The organism is Acinetobacter sp. TY2 (genome assembly GCF_046269225.1).
In the GTDB taxonomy this organism is placed as follows: domain Bacteria; phylum Pseudomonadota; class Gammaproteobacteria; order Pseudomonadales; family Moraxellaceae; genus Acinetobacter.
This window is the reverse complement of the sequence record NZ_JBJZOR010000013.1, coordinates 25,357-46,011: the sequence shown is the minus strand read 5'-3', so window position 1 is coordinate 46,011 and position 20,655 is coordinate 25,357. Positions and strand designations below refer to the sequence as shown.

16 protein-coding genes and 3 pseudogenes are annotated in these 20,655 nt (G+C 38.3%); 5 read left to right on the top strand and 14 right to left on the bottom strand.

What is annotated here, in order from left to right; all coding sequences use genetic code 11:
• Positions 1-61 precede the first annotated feature (61 nt).
• Together ACK1JC_RS09925 and ACK1JC_RS09920 are read left to right on the top strand one after the other, a co-directional pair.
• Positions 62-868, top strand: a complete 807-nt coding sequence (locus tag ACK1JC_RS09925) for an undecaprenyl-diphosphate phosphatase (protein WP_409511757.1) — start codon at positions 62-64, stop codon at positions 866-868.
• 74 nt (positions 869-942) lie between these two features.
• Positions 943-1,542: pseudogene (locus ACK1JC_RS09920) on the top strand (IS1 family transposase).
• Between the two features lie 206 nt (positions 1,543-1,748).
• On the opposite strand, the gene ACK1JC_RS09915 reads toward ACK1JC_RS09920, so the two are convergent.
• From ACK1JC_RS09915 to ACK1JC_RS09855, 13 genes are all read right to left on the bottom strand, one after another.
• The gene (locus ACK1JC_RS09915) at positions 1,749-2,396 is read right to left on the bottom strand and encodes an ATP-binding cassette domain-containing protein (RefSeq protein ID WP_409511706.1); all 648 of its coding nucleotides are present in this window, start codon (positions 2,394-2,396) and stop codon (positions 1,749-1,751) included.
• A gap of 4 nt (positions 2,397-2,400) precedes the next feature.
• On the bottom strand, positions 2,401-3,084 hold the full coding sequence (modB, locus tag ACK1JC_RS09910; protein WP_409511705.1) for a molybdate ABC transporter permease subunit: 684 nt from the start codon (positions 3,082-3,084) through the stop codon (positions 2,401-2,403).
• A 46-nt stretch (positions 3,085-3,130) separates the two neighbouring features.
• The gene (gene modA / locus ACK1JC_RS09905; RefSeq protein WP_409511704.1) at positions 3,131-3,889 is read right to left on the bottom strand and encodes a molybdate ABC transporter substrate-binding protein; all 759 of its coding nucleotides are present in this window, start codon (positions 3,887-3,889) and stop codon (positions 3,131-3,133) included.
• 50 nt (positions 3,890-3,939) lie between these two features.
• Entirely contained in the window at positions 3,940-5,241 is a 1,302-nt protein-coding gene (locus ACK1JC_RS09900) for a molybdopterin molybdotransferase MoeA (protein WP_409511703.1), read from the bottom strand.
• Positions 5,238-6,161 (bottom strand): bifunctional molybdenum cofactor biosynthesis protein MoaC/MoaB, encoded by a 924-nt coding sequence (gene moaCB / locus ACK1JC_RS09895; RefSeq protein WP_409511702.1) that lies wholly within the window; start codon positions 6,159-6,161, stop codon positions 5,238-5,240. The genes ACK1JC_RS09900 and moaCB overlap by 4 nt, the downstream gene beginning before the upstream one ends.
• A 93-nt stretch (positions 6,162-6,254) precedes the next feature.
• Positions 6,255-6,794 carry a molybdenum cofactor biosynthesis protein MoaE gene (locus tag ACK1JC_RS09890; protein WP_409511701.1) on the bottom strand — a complete coding sequence of 180 codons (540 nt, stop codon included), beginning with the start codon at positions 6,792-6,794 and terminating at the stop codon, positions 6,255-6,257.
• Positions 6,795-6,796: 2 nt separating this feature from the next.
• Positions 6,797-7,048 carry a MoaD/ThiS family protein gene (locus ACK1JC_RS09885; protein WP_409511700.1) on the bottom strand — a complete coding sequence of 84 codons (252 nt, stop codon included), beginning with the start codon at positions 7,046-7,048 and terminating at the stop codon, positions 6,797-6,799.
• Between the two features lie 2 nt (positions 7,049-7,050).
• Positions 7,051-8,163 carry a GTP 3',8-cyclase MoaA gene (gene moaA, locus ACK1JC_RS09880; RefSeq protein WP_409511699.1) on the bottom strand — a complete coding sequence of 371 codons (1,113 nt, stop codon included), beginning with the start codon at positions 8,161-8,163 and terminating at the stop codon, positions 7,051-7,053.
• A gap of 146 nt (positions 8,164-8,309) precedes the next feature.
• The gene (locus ACK1JC_RS09875; RefSeq protein ID WP_409511698.1) at positions 8,310-8,990 is read right to left on the bottom strand and encodes an NTP transferase domain-containing protein; all 681 of its coding nucleotides are present in this window, start codon (positions 8,988-8,990) and stop codon (positions 8,310-8,312) included.
• A gap of 47 nt (positions 8,991-9,037) precedes the next feature.
• Positions 9,038-11,830, bottom strand: a complete 2,793-nt coding sequence (locus ACK1JC_RS09870) for a molybdopterin-dependent oxidoreductase (protein ID WP_409511697.1) — start codon at positions 11,828-11,830, stop codon at positions 9,038-9,040.
• 272 nt (positions 11,831-12,102) lie between these two features.
• On the bottom strand, positions 12,103-13,737 hold the full coding sequence (gene nirD / locus ACK1JC_RS09865; protein ID WP_409511696.1) for a nitrite reductase small subunit NirD: 1,635 nt from the start codon (positions 13,735-13,737) through the stop codon (positions 12,103-12,105).
• Between the two features lie 50 nt (positions 13,738-13,787).
• A complete protein-coding gene (gene nirB / locus ACK1JC_RS09860; protein ID WP_409511695.1) occupies positions 13,788-16,334 on the bottom strand; it encodes a nitrite reductase large subunit NirB in 2,547 nt (848 codons plus the stop codon).
• A gap of 35 nt (positions 16,335-16,369) precedes the next feature.
• The gene (locus tag ACK1JC_RS09855) at positions 16,370-17,749 is read right to left on the bottom strand and encodes an MFS transporter (protein ID WP_409511694.1); all 1,380 of its coding nucleotides are present in this window, start codon (positions 17,747-17,749) and stop codon (positions 16,370-16,372) included.
• A gap of 522 nt (positions 17,750-18,271) precedes the next feature.
• On the opposite strand from ACK1JC_RS09855, the gene ACK1JC_RS09850 reads away from it, so the two are divergent.
• On the top strand, positions 18,272-18,859 hold the full coding sequence (locus tag ACK1JC_RS09850) for an ANTAR domain-containing response regulator (RefSeq protein ID WP_409511693.1): 588 nt from the start codon (positions 18,272-18,274) through the stop codon (positions 18,857-18,859).
• Between the two features lie 3 nt (positions 18,860-18,862).
• A complete protein-coding gene (locus tag ACK1JC_RS09845; RefSeq protein WP_409511692.1) occupies positions 18,863-19,861 on the top strand; it encodes an ABC transporter substrate-binding protein in 999 nt (332 codons plus the stop codon).
• A 117-nt stretch (positions 19,862-19,978) separates the two neighbouring features.
• On the opposite strand, the pseudogene ACK1JC_RS09840 reads toward ACK1JC_RS09845, so the two are convergent.
• Positions 19,979-20,121: pseudogene (locus ACK1JC_RS09840) on the bottom strand (IS5/IS1182 family transposase); the annotation flags it as partial.
• A 16-nt stretch (positions 20,122-20,137) separates the two neighbouring features.
• On the opposite strand from ACK1JC_RS09840, the pseudogene ACK1JC_RS09835 reads away from it, so the two are divergent.
• Positions 20,138-20,381, top strand: a pseudogene (locus ACK1JC_RS09835) (IS1 family transposase); the annotation flags it as partial.
• Positions 20,382-20,655 lie beyond the last annotated feature (274 nt).

The window sequence follows — 20,655 nt, the reverse complement described above, 5'->3', positions numbered from 1 at the left end:
TATAAATCATGTGAAATACCTTACAACAGATGCCTATTTTTATGACGTTGTTCGTTTACTTATGGAAAATTTTGAACTGCTTAAAGCCTTGTTTTTAGGGCTTATTGAAGGGTTAACCGAGTTTTTACCGATTTCAAGTACAGGACATTTAATTTTATTTGGGCATCTAATTGATTTTCATTCAGATACAGGACGTGTTTTTGAAGTTGTCATTCAGCTTGGTGCTATTCTTGCTGTGTGCTGGCTCTACCGTCAAAAAATTATCAATTTAGTCAAAGGCTTTTTCTCGGGTGATGTACATGCCCGACGCTTTGCCATCAATGTATTTATCGCTTTTCTTCCCGCTGTGGTTATTGGCGTTTTAGCAGTCGACTTTATTAAGCAAATCTTGTTTAGCCCACTAGTGGTCGCCTTTGCTTTAATTATTGGTGGTTTTATTATTTTTGCGGTTGAAGGTAGAAAGTTTGAACCCAAGACAATAGAAGCAACGGACATTAACTTGAAACAAGCTATTTTGATTGGCTTTGCACAATGCCTTGCGATGATTCCAGGTACATCTCGTTCAGGTGCAACCATTATTGGTGGTATGTTATCTGGTTTATCACGTAAAGCGGCTACAGAGTTTTCGTTTTTTCTTGCCATGCCAACCATGCTTGGGGCGGCAACTTATGATCTTATACGCAACGCAAATGTATTAACTACAGACAATATGATGAATATTGCAGTCGGTTTTATCGCTGCATTTATAGCGGCATTATTTGTGGTCAAAGCTTTGGTTAAATTTGTAGAAAAACATACATTAAGAGTATTTGCTTGGTATCGGATTATATTGGGTTTACTCATACTAATCCTATTACACTCCCTCTAATAATCTAAGGAAGAAAAAATTGGTGTTACTCTAAATTGTATGTTGCGAATAATGAGAAGCACTGAAAGACCTATATAAAGAAGAATGGTATCAAACACGATGATAAGCAGAATTACCATTGTAAAGGATGTAAATTGACTTTACTTATGCTTGCCTAATGTTGCGGAATTCGGGATATTTCAAAGATCATAAAGGTTAGTATTGGGAATATCCTGAAAACGTTAACAGAGTAAAATGATGAACTTACTCCAAAGCAATCACACTATAAAGATTTAGAAGTAGATGAATTTTGGCATTTTTTAGTAATAAGAAAAGTAAGCGTTGGTTGCCGTATGCCTTTGAAAGAAGCAGCGTAGAAATGGTAGCTTTTGTATGTGGCGATAGAAACACCATTACAGCACAAAAGTTAAAGGATCGAATTGAAAACTTAAATATTACTTATCTTTATTGCTAGTGACCGTTGGAAACGTATTATTAAAGCCTTTAAGTTCACTTTGCTAGGGAAGTTTCATACAATTTAAATATGTTTACTTCCCAACCTATTTGTCGTGTAAGGCATTGAATAAAATAAGTTGTTAGAAAAACCTAAAACCTATTGTTTTTCAAAAAAGCTTGAAAATCATTTTAGAACCTTCGATTTAACCTTCTTTTATATCAATAATGGATTTATTTAATGCCAGCATACTTTTTGAAACACCATCTAAAATTGTATATGGAGTAGAAACACGGGCAATAAAAAAAAATTATAAATAGAATAGTTTTAATTAAAATTAAACGAAAACCGTAGAGCTTTTAAATATCCACCATCTAGAGTTTCCAATGTGTAACTCTGCTGTTAATTCATCACACATATCAAAGACCCCCTTGTCTATGATGAAAATTAATAAGTTGCAGACATTAATTTTCCTTGTTCTAACATCAATATTTCAGCGTGTAAAAATACTAACTCATCTACATGGTGCGTCACATAAATCATCGGCAAATCAATCTCCTCTTTTAACCTTTTGAAGAATGGTAAAATTTGCTGTTTTAGTTGATGATCAAACCCTGTCAGTGGTTCATCTAGCAGTAATAAATGGGGTGAAGACAACAAGGCACGGCCAATTGATACCCGTTGTGCTTCTCCACCAGAAAGCTGATGTGCTTTACGATGAATTAAAGGCATTAATTCAAGCAAATCAACAATCTCATTAAAATGAAATTTAGGATTTTCTTGATTAACCTGTTTTACTGCATACATTAAATTTTGCTGTACATTCATGTGTGGGAACAATAGTGCATTTTGAAAAATCATCGCAATTTTTCGTTGATGCATGGGCACATGAATGTTTTTCTGCTGGTCAAATAAAACCTGTTGATTAAACTGAATAGAGCCCTGTGTTGGATGTAATAAACCGACAAGATTTTTTAAAAATGTACTTTTTCCACTACCCGATGCACCGACGATGCCCAATAGTTGATCTTGCATTTCAAGCTGAATATTTAACTTAAAATCTGCCCTCTGATATTGAAAATCGCAACGTAGCATACGCTTATCCCATTAATTTACTTTGATATTTCTGTAAGATAAAGTAATTGACTATCAGTGCAGAAAAGGCAAGAATTAAAGAAAGAGTGACCAAACGCATCGCCATCTGTTCACCATCAGGTTGTTGTAAAAAGGAATAAATAGCGATGGGTATCGTCCTAGTTTCATCAGGGATATTGCCAACAAATGTCATGGTTGCACCAAACTCGCCTAGACTACGGCTAAAACATAAAATACTACCAATCAAAATCCCTGGCAGTGCCAAAGGCAAATTAATACTGAAAAAAACTTTGATTGGACTTGCTCCTAAAGAGCCTGCGATGTGTTCAAGCTGTTGATTCATCATTTGAAAAGACAGTCTGATGGGCTGCACCATTAAAGGAAAAGCCACAATCATGGAGGCCAATACTGCACCTTTCCAATTAAATGCCAATTCAATACCCATTTGATGTAAATATTGTCCAATCCAACCTTTATTGCCAAATAAAATCAAAAGTAAATAACCTAAAACCACAGGTGGCAATACCATGGGTAATTGTAAAATCGCCTCAACTAAAAATTTAAGTCTGAATTCATAACGTGCTAAACACCACGCCAATGCAATCGCAAAGGGAATGCAAAACAGTGTTGCAAAGCTGGCAACTTTTGCCGAAAGATAGAGTGCACTTAGTTCTTCAGGGCTTAGCATCTTACATCCCTCTCACTCTTTGCCTATTTTATTAATTTTTTTGATCTTACTGGTTAATGCTAAAACCATATTTTTTAAAGATAATTTTAGCTTGTGGGCTGCTTTTTACAAATTTTTCAAACTGTACAGCATCCCCATTCTTTTCACCCTGTTGGGTTAAAGCCAAAGGATAAAGAATCGGATGATGTGAGTTTTCAGGGAATGTCCCAATCACTTTTACCTTTTTGCTGATGAGTGCATCGGTTTTATAAACAATACCAACATCACATTCACCACGTTCTACAAATGCTAAAGCAGAACGAACATCATCTGTACCGACAATTCTCCCTTTCAAACTGTCGAGCCAATTGAGTTTGATTAAACTTTGTTTGGCATATTTACCCGCAGGAACAGATTCCATTTGACCTGTACACACATGTCCTTTAAAGGATTGTGCAAAATTAAAATTGGGTTGTGCTTTAAATGCAATATTTAATTTTTTTGGGCTAATCAGAACCAATTGATTTGACAATAAAGCTTTGCTTTTATTTTCAGTAATCATTTGTTTTTTAATTAAATAATTCATCCAATCGACATCCGCAGAAAAGAAAAGATCACTTTTTGCCCCCGCTTCAATCTGTTTAGCCAATGCGGATGATGCACCGAAAACAGGTACAATATCGGTCTGAGGATGTTGCTTTTTATAAACTACAGCAATATCTGAAATTACATTGGTCAAACTCGCAGCGGCATATACCTTGACAGTTTCAGCTTGAGTTAAATTGCATAGACTGAATAATGCTACTCCAATCATTAAATTTTTCATGCGTTCTCCAATTACAAATTATTGATATTTAGCGTAATAAATGATTTAAATTAGATGAAAAATCCATCCACAATTTGCCCTGCATGTATTTTCTCCCTAGCAGGAATGCGAACCAAAGCATTGGCGTGCATCAAATTGCTCAACATATGTGATTGTTGATTGGACAAACTACTGACTTTTAATGTTGCCTGAGCAAAACTGACGCTCATGCGTAAAATGCGTTCTCGTGCATCGGCTTTTAAGTCGTGGGTCAATGTTGCTTTAAAACCATTGGGAATGTGTCGATGCCCCTGCAATGCATTTAAAATCGTTTGAGTATAAATGTGCATTCCAACATAGACCGCAGCAGGGTTTCCTGGTAACCCTAATAAAGAACAAACAGATCCATCTGTTCTGATAAATTCTGCAAACAACATCGGCTTGCCAGGTTTTTGTTTCACTTTCCAAAATACTTGCTGAAAACCTAAATCCAAAGCGACAGGTCGAATAAAATCATAGTCACCGACAGATACACCACCTGTGGTTAGGATCAGATCGTATTTTTGATTTAAATCACCTAATAAACTGTTTACGACCTCAGCCGTATCTACGACATGAAAAATATCAACTTTTTGATTCTGTTGTTGAAACCATGCTTGAATAAGCGGTGCATTGGCATCAAAAATTTTCCCTGCTTCAAAATCTGAACTGCTTTTTGCGACTTCATCCCCTGTAATCACCACTGCGATTTTAGGATATTGATAGACTTGAACCTGTTGCACGCCTGCCATACTCAGTGAAGCAACGGCACCGACTGATAATTGTTGTCCTGCTTGTGCCAAAAGTTGCCCAACAGTAATTTCTTCACCTGCATCCCGAATATCGGCATGAATTTTTAAATGTTCTATTATTTCGATAGATTCAGGATTAATAATTTGAATAATTTCCTGCCTTGCCACAGTCGTTGTGCCCTGTGGAATTTCAGCACCTGTGAAAATCCGTAGCGCCTGCCCTGCCTGTAAAGTTAATTCTGCGCTTTGCCCTGCACGAATTTCACCGATTAATGTAAATTGGCTATTCGCTTGTATAACATCTTCTAAATGAGTTTCTAAAGGATCAGCTGAATTAAGCGCATAGCCATCGACAGCACTTTGTGAAAATAAAGGTAACTGTATAGTTGAAAAAATATCTTCGGCTAAATAACGGTTTAAGGCAGCATTCAATGCAAGTGTTTCAGTACCTAAAGGTTGTATTTTTTCCAAAATCAAAGCTAAAGCCTGATCAATCGAAATCAGTCCTGATTCCGTTCCACAGCTAGAATGTGTGGCAGACTCTGCTTGAAACGAAATTATTTCATTGATGCTTTCACTCATTCATAACCACCTTGATGTGGAATATTTTTTTGGACATCAAATAAATGAACCAACGCAGGTAAAATTGCGATTAAGGACTCTTTGGCACCCTGACGACTTCCCGGCAAAGTAATCACTAAACTGTTATCAATATAACCTGCAACTCCGCGACTGAGTGCAGCATAAGGCGTGCGTTTCTGTCCAAAACTACGAGAAGCTTCCATTAAACCGGGAATTTCACGCTTCAATAAGGGTTGAATAGTTTCCACGGTTAAATCTTTTGGCCCTAAACCAGTACCACCCACGGTTAAAATTAGCGGATATTGATTTTTTTGCTGTTCAATTAAAGCCAATAATTGTTCATGGCTATCTGCAATCACTTGATAGCTGATATTGCTAAAATTCGCTTCCTGTAAAATTTCCAAAACATTTTGTCCTGCGGTATCGGGTTTTTTACCTGCAGCGACTGTATCTGACAGTACAATCACCGATGCAAATAACGCCTCTTTCAGCGCACGGGTAAAATGCGACTTACCGCCTTTTTTCTTGTCTAATTTGCACTGATCCAAACTTAGATCTTCAGGCTCACAATGTGGTTTCAGCATGTCATAGAGAGTTAGACCTGCAAGGCTGACTGCTGTCAATGCCTCCATTTCTACGCCCGTTGGGCCAATCGTTTCAACAGTTGCAATAATTTTTACATGATTTTCAAATAGTTCGAAATCCACATCTGCACGATAAATGGGTAATGGATGACACAATGGAATCAGCTCATCGGTTCGTTTTGCCGCTAAAATGCCTGCTATACGTGCTGTTTTAAGCGCATCGCCTTTTTCGGTATTGCCATTGCGAAGCAATTCAATGCAATGTGGCGGTGCGTACAAAATACCCGATGCAATTGCAGTCCGATAGCTTTCCGCCTTCATACCTACATTTTTCATGACAATATCCTTCAGTGCTGATACAACTTTATAGGTTTAGAGCATTCATTTAAATCAGGGTTGAAGTGAATGCTGTTGATGTGATTCATCACTTTATTGATGTGCTGTATCATGACAATGTTCATGCATGTGACAATGTTCATGCATGTGACAATGGCTATGTGAGTGATGCTGATCTAAACTTTGATCTAAATCCTGACGAATACAACAACCTTCCACATATTGACTTGTCCCATCACAGTAAAACTCTTCTTTCCACACGGGCACTTCATGTTTGACCCGTTCCACTGCTTCTTCACACGCCTGAAATGCTTCACGGCGATGCGCTGCATAGGCAATGGCAATAATCGCCGTTTCACCAATACCCAAAGCTCCAACTCTATGAACAACTCGTACATAAGACACGCCGTATTTTTGTTGAATGTCCTGTTCAATTTGACGAATCATTTTTTCCGCAACAGGTGCATAAGCAGTATATTTTAATGCTTGAACGGCTTTACCTTCATGATGATTGCGCACCGTGCCAATAAATATGCCAATGCCCCCACATTCAGGAAAATGTTGAATGCCATCACAAATATCCTGTGAAAATGCATGGGTTTGAATCCTTGCAAAATGTTTTAGAGCTTGCATAATCAACCTCCTGCAACAGGTGACAACATGACAAGGGTACTATCATGATTGAGTAGCATTTGCCGTGACACAATATCTTCACCAATAGCGCAGGCACAGCGTTCCAGCATTTTTTGCGTATGCGGATATAACAGTTCCACTTGTGCTAAAACATCTGCAATGCAGCTTGAAGCATCACACTGTAGGATTAAATCACTCGGTAATTGCCGTTCAATTGCACCAAAGGCTTCAATTTTAACTAGAATATTTGACATCTTTAACCTCCAAGCATATGCATACTAATTTTTCGGGATGTCTGCTGTACTGTTCGGGCTTGAATAACATCATACCCTTGTTCTTTTTTCCAAATATAAGCACCAACTTTTTGCAATAATGCTAACTTCTCAGGGGTCTTTTCAGGCATTTTTTCAACGGTTGATAATGCAACTTGTCGTGAAGCTAACAATAGCGCTCTAATTTCTGTTTTTAGTGCTAAGCCTTTTGGCGCAAACAAACAGTTATACAATTCGCCTTGTGCCGTTAAACGAATACGATCACAATCACCGCAAAATGAATGACTGATAGTGGAAATAATACCAATCGTATGTTTTTTGATGAGATGACTGACACCTAAATGACTGTTGATTAAATATTGCCGTGCAGGATTGGCTCGATAATTAGCCGATGGTTGTACCTGAATTTGTACATCAAATTCAGTCGCCAATGTCGCTAGAATCTGTTGCTCACTCACCACATCCGCAACCGACCATTTTTGATCACCATCAAGTGGCATAAACTCAATAAAACGTAGCACAATATCCTGCTGAATCGACCATTTTGCCAAAGGTAAAATCTGATCGTCATTCAGACCTTTCATTAAAACCGCATTAATTTTAATCGGCAATCCAACTTCTTGTGCCGCAGAAATCCCTGCCAATACAGGTGCCAACTCTTTTTGGGTCAGTTGCTTAAATTGTTCTGCATCCAAACTATCCAAACTTATATTCAGATCATCCAAACCTGCATTCTTCAGTGCTTCAGCATATTTTTTTAAATAATGCGCATTGGTGGTCATCGAAATACGTTTTAGACCGATTTTTTTGAGTTGTTGTAATTGTTCAATAAAATGTACCACTCCTTGGCGCATTAAAGGTTCACCACCTGTAATGCGAATATGTTCGATACCTTGTTGCACCATAAAATGGCAAAATTGATAAAGTTCTTCAAAACTGAGTAAATCGTGTTTTTTTACCCACTCAGGATGTTCAGGCATACAATAGGCACATTTAAAATTACAGCGATCAGTCACTGAAATTCTGAGTTTGCGCTTTTGACGACCAAATTGATCAGCAAATACAGCTTGTGTTTCCAATGGCATCATCGCATTCATTCTGAGCACTCACCTCTTTGGGTATTTAAATTTTGCACTCTATTTATGCTTCAACTTAAAAAGGCCCAATCCATCCTGATGACTTATTGTTATGAGAGGTAGCAATAAGTGTTCCAACTTTGTGCCAAAGTAGCAATTTGCCTGAATTAATGGAGGAATTTCAGTTGTTGATATTGTTGCAACTCATCCAATGAATTAATACTGTGGAAAAAGAGTGCATGATTTTTAAAACATGCCACCTGAGCGTGCAAAGATTCAAAACATTGCTTTAAACTGCGCTGTTTTTGCTCAAGCTGTGCCACTAATGTGGGAAAACTGCTGCGCTTTAACAAACAAAATGGATATAAAGCAGTTTGATTAATTTCCACATAAGCCACTTCTGCCTTCGGATTTTTAACCAAAGTCTGATGCAACATTGCCACGATATTGGACGGAATATAAGTTACATCACAAGGTACAAACAGCACATAATCAGATTGCACATGCGACCATGCACTTTTCATTCCCATCAAGGGGCCTAAAAAGCCACGTTCATCATCCTGATAACAATGCAAACTCGGAATAATTTTCTGATAAATTGAATCATCCCGATGGCTGTTAATCCACACAGTCGTTACAGTAGATTTAAGTTGTTGATGGATTTTAATGAGTTGAATTTGATCATCAAATTTCTGCAAAAGTTTATTCATTCCATTCATACGCCGAGCCTGACCACCTGCAAGAATGACCAAATCAGTGGCAGGATAATCCACCTTCAAACTCACTTTCCGATAGATTCTTTTTACTGTGTTACGCAAGTCTATTTTTTTAAATGTGTCTTCTTTCATAGCTTTTATATTCATTGATTTTAGATTAAACGCCTTTATTTTCATGTTCATAACTGTGCCTCCATCTGACAAATTTTAATCAAACCACGAATTTCAGGTAGACATGAACCACAATTTCCACCCGCTTTTAAACACGCTGTGACTTGTTTTTCATCGGTGATATTTTTGGCTTTGATGGTTTCAATCATGCGGTTTTTCCCGACTTTAAAACAACTACAAACTAAAGCCCCCTCACTGTTCCCCATCGACATCGGTTGCCCTGCAAGTAAGGCTTTACGATGCATCGCACTCAAGCGTTCCCGCTTAAACAAACTTGCAACCCAATCCCGATCCGGCAATAAAGCTTTAGATGCAATATATAAACTTGCAATTAAAATGCCATTTCTAAGCACAATGTTATGACTGATATATGCCGATGGATCTTCTACATTCAGCCACTCAAAACTTTCATCCTCAAAAGCTAAAAGTTCTTTGAGTTTTTCAGTGGTCGCAGACATTTTTCGACGATCTGCCAACTCATAACGGGTGGCTTTTGCTGTGGTAATTTTGGTCCACCACACCATTTTATCCACTGCATTTTTTGTATAATGTTCAAAACCTTGACGAACATATAACACGCCTTGCCACTGCGTATAAAAAGGCTGAATCATGACAGGTGTATGTTTAAATTCAGGCTCGCCCGAAATTGCATCCACCACAGGATTGACCACTTTACCAATTCTCGCATCGGATGCTGTTTTTTCTGTCCAATGGATAGGGGCAAAAACCTGACCACGGCGGATTTTATCGCTTAGCACGACACGTAAGACACAACTTCCCCATGCTGACTTCACATCAACCAATTCAGTATCTTTTAGACCAAATTTCAAAGCATCTTGAGGATGAACTTCGCAATAGGGTTCAGCTTTATGGGTACTCAAATTGGCAGAAAGACCTGTACGAGTCATGGTATGCCATTGGTCCCGAATTCGACCTGTATTTAAAATCAAGGGGTATTCACTGTCGGTTTGATGTACAGGATTAACGACGGATGTGGCAATAAATTTGGCTTTCCCATCGGTATGGCTAAAATGACCATCGGCATACAAACGCGCCACAGCATCTTCTTTTTGTTCGCTTGACCATACAGGCCATTGAATGGGAGCTAAATTTTGATAATCGGTAATGCTTAAATCGGTTAAACCACTTAAATTAAAATAACGGAAAATAGAATCATCTGTTCGATCTATAGTTTGTACATTTTGATAGGCAGATAATTGCGCATGTTCTGTAAAAATCTCATGACTATTAGCAAATTCAAACCCATCAAAACCCATCTTTTTTGCGACTTGTGAAATTGACCACCAATCGGCTTTACATTGTTCAGGTACGGCTAAAAAAGCATTCTGACGGGAAATCCGTCGCTCCGAATTAGTGACGGTTCCTTCTTTTTCACCCCATGCAAGCGCAGGTAAAAGTACATCAGCGTACTGTGTAGTATCTGTATCAAGACAAATATCAGACACCACTACGAATTCACATTTTTCCAAAGCACGTTTAACCTGATCAGCATTGGGTAAACTCACCACGGGATTGGTCGCCATAATCCAAATGGCTTTGATTTGCCCACTTTCTACAGCTTCAAATAGATCAACAGCTTTTAAACCTGATTTTTGCGCAATGTGTGGGCTTTTCCAAAATTCCTGTACCAATTTTTGATGTTGAGGATTTTCAATTTCCATATGTGCTGCCAACATATTGGCTAGTCCACCGACTTCACGCCCACCCATCGCATTCGGCTGTCCTGTCATAGAAAATGGCGCAGCACCAAGTTTGCCAATTTTGCCAGTTAATAGATGACAGTTGATAATACTGTTGGCTTTATTCACCCCTTGTGAAGATTGATTAACCCCCATCGAAAATAAACTCATAACTTTTTCAGTATGAGTAAACTTTTGATAAAACAATTCTAATTTCTCGAGAGAGATTCCTGTTTTTTGTGCCACATCGTAAATGGAGGATTCACTGTGGCTACTGTCCAAAGCCACTGTTAAGCATTCAGTATGTGCTGTAACGAAATCAGTATCGACTGCGCCATTTTGATGCAAATATTGCAATAGACCATTAAACAGTGCGACATCCTGTCCGGGTAAAATTGGTAGATGTAAGTCTGCGGCTTCACAGGTTGCCGTAAAACGTGGGTCTATGACCACCACGAATAAATCTCGCTCTTCTTTGGCTTTCATAATCCGTTGATATAAAACAGGATGACACCATGCGGTATTTGAGCCAACCAAAACCACCATATTGGTATGTTCAAAATCTTCATAACTTGCAGGAACAATATCTTCACCAAAAGCCCGTTTATGCGCTGCTACGGCGGAAGACATGCACAGTCGTGAATTGGTATCGATATTAGCTGTACCCAAATAACCTTTCACAAATTTATTGACGACATAATAATCTTCAGTCAGCAATTGCCCCGACACATAAAAAGCAACACTTTCACGCCCATACTGATCAATACAATGTTGAAATTGCTCTGCAATTTTTGTTGTGACCGTACCCCAATCACTTATTTTACGTTGTGCCTTACGTCCAAGCATCGGCTGTAAAACACGACTTTCCAAACCAAGCGTATCGGCTAAATTACTGCCTTTAATACACAATTTTCCAAAATTGGCAGGATGATGAATATTTCCTGTGATCGTTACTTTTTGCCCCAAAGTTCCCGTTTGTACCTTAGCCGTCACGCCACAACCCACACCACAGTATGGGCACGTAGAATCTGTAGTTTTAATATTATTGTCTGTATGACTTTCTGTGGAGCCATGCAGTTCCATCATAGGGATACTCTTCATTTCCTGCTGTGCTCCTTATTCCCAATCAAACTTATTTGGGCGTTGCTTTCATTTTCTAGAATCAACCCAAATATCTAAATTCACGATGATATAAACTATCGTATAGTGGCATGGATGCTATCGTTGGACGAGGTACAGGGCGTACTCCTCGCACAACAAAGGATTTTTGTCACTTTTGATCTCTCAAAAGTGAGGCTACACCTACGCAAATAAAATTTAACTTAAAATGAAAATATGAGGTCGTGGCTTCTATTTTCCTGATAAGCAATGAATCACCCTGCTTGTTTTAATGCAAAATCTCGACCAAACAGTAATTTATTGCGAATACTTGAAATTGAGCTTTGATCTGCAATCAATTCTGCATACCAAGCACCGTCTTCAGTGTCACCAAACAACACAGCACCAATCATTTTGTCTTTTTGAATAATGATGCGTTTGTAAATCTGACGTTTTTCATCATTCAGGATGATGTCTTCATAATCTTCGGCTAATTCACTATTTTCCAAATCAATTCGACCTGCTGAAAACACATCACAGCCACTGACTTTTAACTGCGTGGGTACGGTTGGCGCTTTAAAAGTTAAACTGCCATGCTCTGCCAAATGAGTCGCACAAATAAAAGCTTGCCCCCACAATGGTTCAACCAATCCAAAAGTTTGATTACGATGTTCAATACATTCACCGACCGCATAAATACTTGGATCAAAAGTCTGCATGGTGTCATTTACCATCACACCACGATTGCAACGCAAGCCTGCACTTTGTGCCAAAGTAATGTTAGGGCGGATACCAACAGCAAATACGACTAAATCTGCATCGAGGATTGTGCCATCTTTCAGTTTAATCTGACTAACATGCCCTTCCTGACCAATCAATTCTTGGGTATTGGCTTCGGTGATGATGGAAATACCTTTCGCTTCAATACTGTGACGCAACATTACACTTGCTCTACTGTCAAGCTGACGCTCCATAATTCGATCCATCAAATGCAATACGGTGACATTCATTCCTCGTTGCTTTAAGCCATAGGCTGCTTCAAGCCCTAACAATCCACCACCAATCACCACCGCATTTTTTTTGTTTTTGCAATAATCAAGCATGATATTCACATCGTAAATATCACGAAAGCTAATCACACCTGTTAAATCTGCTCCTGAAATAGGCGGAATAAAGGGTTTTGAACCTGTAGCTAAAATCAAACGGTCATAATCCACTACCTGACCTTTTTGGGTATAGACTTGCTTCCGTGGACGATCAATTTTCACAGCAGGATCATCAGCAATAAAATTGATATTTTTCGACTGATACCATGAATGTGGATGCAACATAATATCTTCAATGGTTTTTTCACCTGACAAAACAGGCGACAACATAATGCGGTTATAGTTACCCCATGGCTCTTCACCAATCACGGTAATATCATAGCGGTCAGGTGCCATATCCAATAAATCTTCCAAGCAACGCATACCTGCCAAACCATTACCAACCAAAACAAGTTTGGTTTTTTCCTGTGAAGATGAATTGTTGGTAATATAGGTTTTTTGTGCTATCGGGCAGACAAAAACACAACCATTTTCAATCTTGCTTGGAAAAACCAAGAGTTTTTGTTCTTTATCTTCTAAGCAACGCCCGGTCGCAAGGCTGAAATGTTGTTTATAAATAGGGGATGCGACCACACGTTCGCCCTGTAGATCCCCAACAATCCCCCGTGACATCACAAAAGCCTGACTAAATGGATCTTGATTGCTTAAGGCATAGACCCGTTTTTCATTCCCGACACGGAACAATGCAATTTGTTGTAGATGGATGATTGCACCCACACCTGTATTTGGCATGATATCGGCAAGTTTACACACTTCAACCCATTCCATCTCATCAGTTGTATTAACGCTTTTTAAAATAGTCATGCAAATTCTCCTTGATCTTATTCAGTGCAAATACTTAAACTTTCAACCGCTTAAGCTTCAACCATCACAATACGACTCACATCACGTTCTGCTGTGGTTATTGGACGGATTTGCCCACGTTCAGAGGCAAACTGAATATGTGGATCATTTTGTTGTTCAGCTTTTGCATTAATAAAGGTAATAAAGCGTTTACGTACTTCAGGGTCTTCAATCGCAGTACGCCATTCATCCTGATAAGTGCCAACCACGTGCGACATACGGCGTTCCAATTCATCCGCTATGTCTAAAGAATCATCAATCACGACGGCTTTTAGATAATCCAAGCCCCCTTCCATGTTGTCACGCCATACTGAAGTTCGTTGTAAACGGTCTGCTGTTTGCACATAGAACATAAAGAAACGGTCGATATAGCGAATTAAAGTTTCTGTATCCAAGTCTGAAGCCAGTAATTCTGCATGACGAGGTTTCATTCCACCATTACCACAGACGTATAAATTCCAACCTCGTTCTGTAGCAATCACACCGACATCTTTACTTTGTGCTTCAGCACACTCACGGGTACAGCCTGAAACCGCCATTTTAAGTTTATGCGGTGAACGTAAGCCCTTATAACGATTCTCTAAAAAGATCGCTAAGCCCATAGAATCATCTACACCATAACGACACCATGTACGACCCACGCAAGATTTAACAGTACGTAGTGATTTACCGTAGGCATGACCTGATTCAAAGCCTGCATTGATGAGTTTTTCCCAAATATCAGGCAATTGATGCACTTGCGCCCCAAATAAATCAATGCGTTGCCCACCTGTGATTTTGGTATACAAACCATAATCTTTAGCCACTTGCCCAATGGTAATTAAACCTTCAGGGGTAATTTCACCTCCAGCAATTCGTGGCACAACCGAATAAGAACCATCTTTTTGAATATTGCCCAAGTAATAATCATTACTGTCCTGTAGACCTGCATGAGTGGGTTTTAAAACAAAATCGTTCCAACAAGATGCTAAAATATTCGCGACCGTTGGTTTACAAATATCACAACCTAAACCATGCCCATGTTGATGGATTAAATCATCAAAGGTTTTAATTTCATTGACTCGCACCAAGTGATACAACTCTTGACGTGAATAGGCAAAATGCTCACATAGATGATTATTAACCGTCACCCCCTGACGCTGTAATTCAGATTTTAAAACCTGTGTTACCAAGGCTGAACAACCGCCACATGCCGTTGCGGCTTTAGTGCATTTTTTTAGTGCACCCAATGAGGTGGAACCCTCTGCAATTGCCGAACAAATATCTGCTTTAGACACATTATTACATGAACAAATCGTTGCACTGTCGGGCAGTAAATCAACACCACTGCCCCCACTTTTAGATGGTGCATTGGCATAACCCGGCATAATCAAACTTTCAGGACTTTCAGGAACTGCTAAACCATTCAACATCATTTGCAAAAGATCGTTGTATTCTTTGGCACAACCAACCAATACAGCACCCAAAAGTTTAGTTTTTTCTGCATTCACCACGATTTTTTTATAAATCATGGCATCTTCATCTGCATAAAAATAACTGAGTGCATTCGGTGTCATGGCGTGTGCATCACCGACTGATGCCACATCAACACCCATTAGTTTCAGCTTGGTGCTCATGTCTGCACCTAAAAATGCAGGGCTTGTTTGTGACATCACGTGCTTGGCTGCAATACGTGCCATGTCATAGCCAGGTGCAACTAAACCATAAATTTTATTTTGCCATAATGCACATTCACCAATGGCGTAAATGTCTTCATCTGAGGTTTGGCAATAATTATTAATACTAATCCCGCCACGCTCACCCATGTTCAAACCACTTTGACGCGCCAATTCATCACGTGGGCGAATGCCTGCGGAGAAGAGAATGATGTCTGTTTCAAGCTCTGAACCATCACCAAACCTCATCACATGTGTGGTTGATGTACCCTCTTCAATGGATAATGTCGCTTTTTGGGTATGGACTTTCACGCCTAAATTTTCGATTTTTGAACGTAAAACTTTACCGCCCAAATCATCAATTTGTACCGCCATTAAACGGGGCGCAAATTCCACCACATGGGTGTCTAAATCTAAATCTCTTAATGCTTTGGCTGCTTCTAATCCAAGCAGACCACCACCGATGACCACACCTGTTTTAGCATTTAAACTTGCAGCACGAATGGCATCAAGGTCATCAATTGTACGATAAACAAAGCAATTTTTACGTTCATTGCCCGGAATCGGTGGAACAAAAGCATAAGAACCTGTTGCTAGAATCAATTTATCATAGGCAATCACATCACCAAGATTGGTCGTAATGCTTTTATTAATACGATCAATGGCAATCGCTTTGGTGCTTAAACGCAAATCTATTCCATAAGCATCTGCAAAATCACTACGGCATAAGGTTAAATCTTTGACAGATTTTCCTGAGAAATATTCAGTTAAATGCACACGGTCATAGGCTAAACGAGATTCTTCAGCAAGGATGGTAATTTCCACTTCATCGCCTGCATGCTCAAGCGCCGATTCGATAAATTTGTGACCCACCATACCGTGACCAATCATGACTAATTTCATTTCAATTCTCCTCAAATTTTCTTATTTTTTTGCGATTAAGCTGCGTGATTTTGTTTAGTGCTTTGTGCATGGCTTTGTTCAAGATCGTGGCGCTCAAGAACAGCGGCTTCAAACAATTTTTGTTCTTTTTCTTTATGTTCAACCGAAAAACGAATCATTAAGACACAACTTGCAGCGATCACCACCAAACCGCCTAACACCATCAGTGTAGTTTGAATATCAAGCATACCTTTCAATAAGAAACCTGCTGCCACTGCTCCGACGTTCCCACCTGCACCAATAATGCCTGCCACACCACCTAGAGCATCACGATCTATGAAAGGTACCAGTGCATAAGTTGCACCACATGCCATGTGAGTGAATAAAGCAAATATTGTCATTGCGAGGACGGCAAAAACAGCAGTATTCATTTGAGAGAAGACCACCAAAAATACACCTTCCATCAAGATCATCAGGAAAAGTACTTTGGTACGACCATCCAAACCTTTTTTTGTTGCGACTTTATCTGAAACAATGCCACCTAAAGCACGAGCAAATAAAGCAAGTAAACCGAAAATTCCTGCTGCCAATCCTGCTTCTTTTAAACCAAACTGAAAATTATCGACGTAGTACAGCGCAATAATGTTATGAATAAAAATTTCAATACCAAAACATGCCGCATACGCCCCAAAGAGAATCCAAACGCGGTAGTTACGTGCAGCGTGCATTAAAATCGCAATGCCACCTTTTTTATCACTGCCGACTTGAATACCTTGTGCACTTAATTCTTTAAAATCGCCTTGTGGGCAATCTTGCGTAAATTTCCAATACATCACACCAACAATTAGCATCAATACGCCCGGCACAATCAGCGCAATTCTCCAACCCACTGCCTGTTCAACACCAAACATCACTAAAGCCGCTAACATTAAGGGCATTAAAGCCTGTGTCGCACCACCACCTGCATTTCCCCAACCTGCTGTGGTTGCATTTGCTGTTCCTACGACATTCGGTGCAAACATAATACTGGTGTGATATTGCGTGATCACAAAACTGGCACCAATTGCACCAATGAGTAAGCGAAAAAATAAGAAGGATTCATAACTGTTGGCAGATGCCACACCAAACACAGGAATACTGCCGATGATTAATAGTGCGGTATAAGTTTTACGTGGCCCGTATTTGTCACAAAGTGGGCCAACAATCAGACGAACTAAAATGGTAATAGCAACTGCTGCAATATTAATATTGGCAATTTGATCTTTAGTCAGATGAAATTCACCTGCAATCACAGGCATGAGTGGTGCACAGGCAAACCACGCAAAGAAACAGACAAAAAAAGCGAGCCAACTCATGTGGAAGGCTCGCATCGCTGCGCTGTTAAAGTTTAAAAGACTTATTTTTGTAGCTTTCTTAGCATCTAAATTTGAAGACATAACCTTTTCCTACCTGAACTGAACGTGTGGGTTTTCTGTGATGCAGGCATTGCATCTCAGAGCGATCAGAGCGGACATCGTTGGCCGTCTTACAAATTTTTTATGAGAGTCGTCTTTGACTCGAAATGGATAATGCACTTAGTGTGCCAATGCTTTAAAATATATTTTAATCATTTGATTTTTATATATTTATTAATTTTTTATTTTCTTAAACGCTATTCTACAGTTATTCAATATACTTAAATTAAAATAATGAAGACTTTTAAAATGCTTTGTTAATGTTCATCTTGCGCTAATCAAGTGCATCATGATGATGCATACCCCATAAGCCATTATTTTTCATAACTTTATCTATTTATAAATTTTGTATAAAAATCTTTTTATTTAGGCTTTACATGATTGAAATATATAACGAATAATGTCTTTATCAAAAAAAAATGTATAAGGTTATAAAAAATAGTATTACTGGCATCTTATTTGCTTATTTATTACTATAACTTTTTAAGTTTCAGCCATTTTCAAATGCCAAAACTAAAAATAGCCTTAATTGATGACGATTTGGATCGGGCGCAGTACATCAAAAAATCACTGATCGAACATGACTTCGAAGTCGTGGCATGCCTGATGATTGATCATTTAACTATGTTCGATCTGCAACAATTACATGCAGATGTAATTTTACTGGACATGGATCATCCACATCGAGACATCATTGAAAGCTGTGTCAGTCAATTTGATTTACCTACTGTCTTATTCACTAAGAATAGCCATAAAGATACAATTAAAAATGCTATAGATGCAGGAGTCACGGCTTATATTGTGGATGGTATTAATCCAAGTAAACTGGAAAGTATTTTAGAAATTTCCATCGAACAATTTAAAAAACATAAAAAATTAATGACTGATCTTAAAGATACTAAAAATAAACTAGCTGACCGCAAAGATGTAGAAAAAGCCAAAGTTTTACTGATGCAATTACATGGTTTAAAAGAAGAATATGCTTTTCAGCTATTGCGTAAGAATGCCATGAGCCACCGTATGACCATTGGTGAAATGGCTCGTCGGTTACTAGACGCTCAACAACTTTTACAAAATCAATTGAAGGATTAGATGATGACAGATTTAGAAAAAACTAAAATCCAAATTGGCTATATTCCTTTACTCGATTGCGTTGCAATACTTTGGGCAAAACAGCGTGGTTTTTTTGATGAACAAGGTCTAGACGTTAATTTAATCAAAGAAGCCTCTTGGGCGAGCCTAAGAGATCGTTTGGCTTTTGGTGTTTTAGATGTCGCTCATTGCCTATCTGCCATGCTTCCTGCAGCAGCTTTAGGTGAGGATCAGATCGGTATTCCGCTACAAACCAATTTGGTCTTGAGCCAAAATCGTGCTTTTATTTCACTCAGCCAAAAGCTTTGCCATCAACTCAATATTTATCACCAAGATTCTGCTGAACAATCTGCTCAAAAAATTGTTCTCGCCCTAAAAAATGGGCAGAAAATACGTTTGGCAAATGTATTTAAGCAATCTATACACCACTATTGTCTACGACAATGGCTCGCACTTGCAGATCATGAAACCGCTCAAAAATGTAATCTTCTAACACTTCCCCCACCCTATATGGTCGAAGCCATTTCTAAAAACTTAATTGATGGTTTCTGTGTTGGAGAACCTTGGAACACTCAAGGAGAATTAGCAGGTATCAGCCAACCCGTCATTTCAAGTCAGGAGATTATCCCTGACATCGCAGATAAAGTTTTAGCTTTCACTCAAGACTGGGCCATACAACATCCCAATACGCTTAAAGCGATTACTCAAGCAATTGTTAAAGCTCAACAAGAATTAAAAGATATGGTTAATTTTGATGAAGTCTGGGAACTATTAATTAAATTTAATATTATTCAATTTCAATGCTCAGAAAGTCTTCATGTAGAGAAATATTATTCCATTCAAAATATCATTCGTCATTTAGTCAAAGACTCTACAACACCTAAAATAGATGATTTTTATTGGCTCATTGAACAAATGATCAAATGGGATAAAATTACACTAAAACCTGCTGATATAGCACGAATTGCTGAAAGTTGTTACTTTCCGTTATATAAAACATAAACTTTGAGCATTAAATACAACTTTGTTGCATAAAGCCTTTTAAAGATAAAAATCCTCTAAGTCACTCAAATTTAACATGCAACTTGAGTATGAGGTTGACCTACTCTGTAAATTTATTTAACACTTGAGCAGCAATGCGCAAGGTGTATGAATCTTATTAACTTGACTTAGAACGCTCTTGCACTAAGTTTATCATCTTATAATTTAATGCAATACGTTTTGGTTTCTATCAAGCTTTGATGATGGTACTCAGACCACTTTAAGGCTAGACTTTAGGAAATTGGTTTTCACTATGCACGAATTTCGAGTGATTTATTGAGATAGTTTTATTTATGCTTTTAAGTGCTGTAAAAAATTAATTCGTAAGTTTTCACAGAAGGAATTGAAGGGAAATAATTGTAGCATTCGGCATCGGATCAGACGTGGATTAAGGAGAGGTTGCAACTTTTCAAAAAAGCTTAAAAATCATTTCAAAACTTTTGATTTAACTTTCTTCTATATTAATAATAGATTTATTTAATACCAGCATGCTTTCTGAAATGCCACCAAAGTTACAATATGTATGCATTATATTTTTTTCATAAAAAATTCTTCTAAAACTTATTTTATATACGTTTAAAATAATATTTTAAGAAAATCAGTATTATTTAAATGAACTTTTCTCATATTTAATAACCTTTATTTTTTACAAAATATTTTGATGAAGTTTCAGCACTATAATATGTCAATAACATAACCAACTAGTTCCTCCACTTGGTGGATTTACGAAATACTCGAACGCATTTCATTGAACT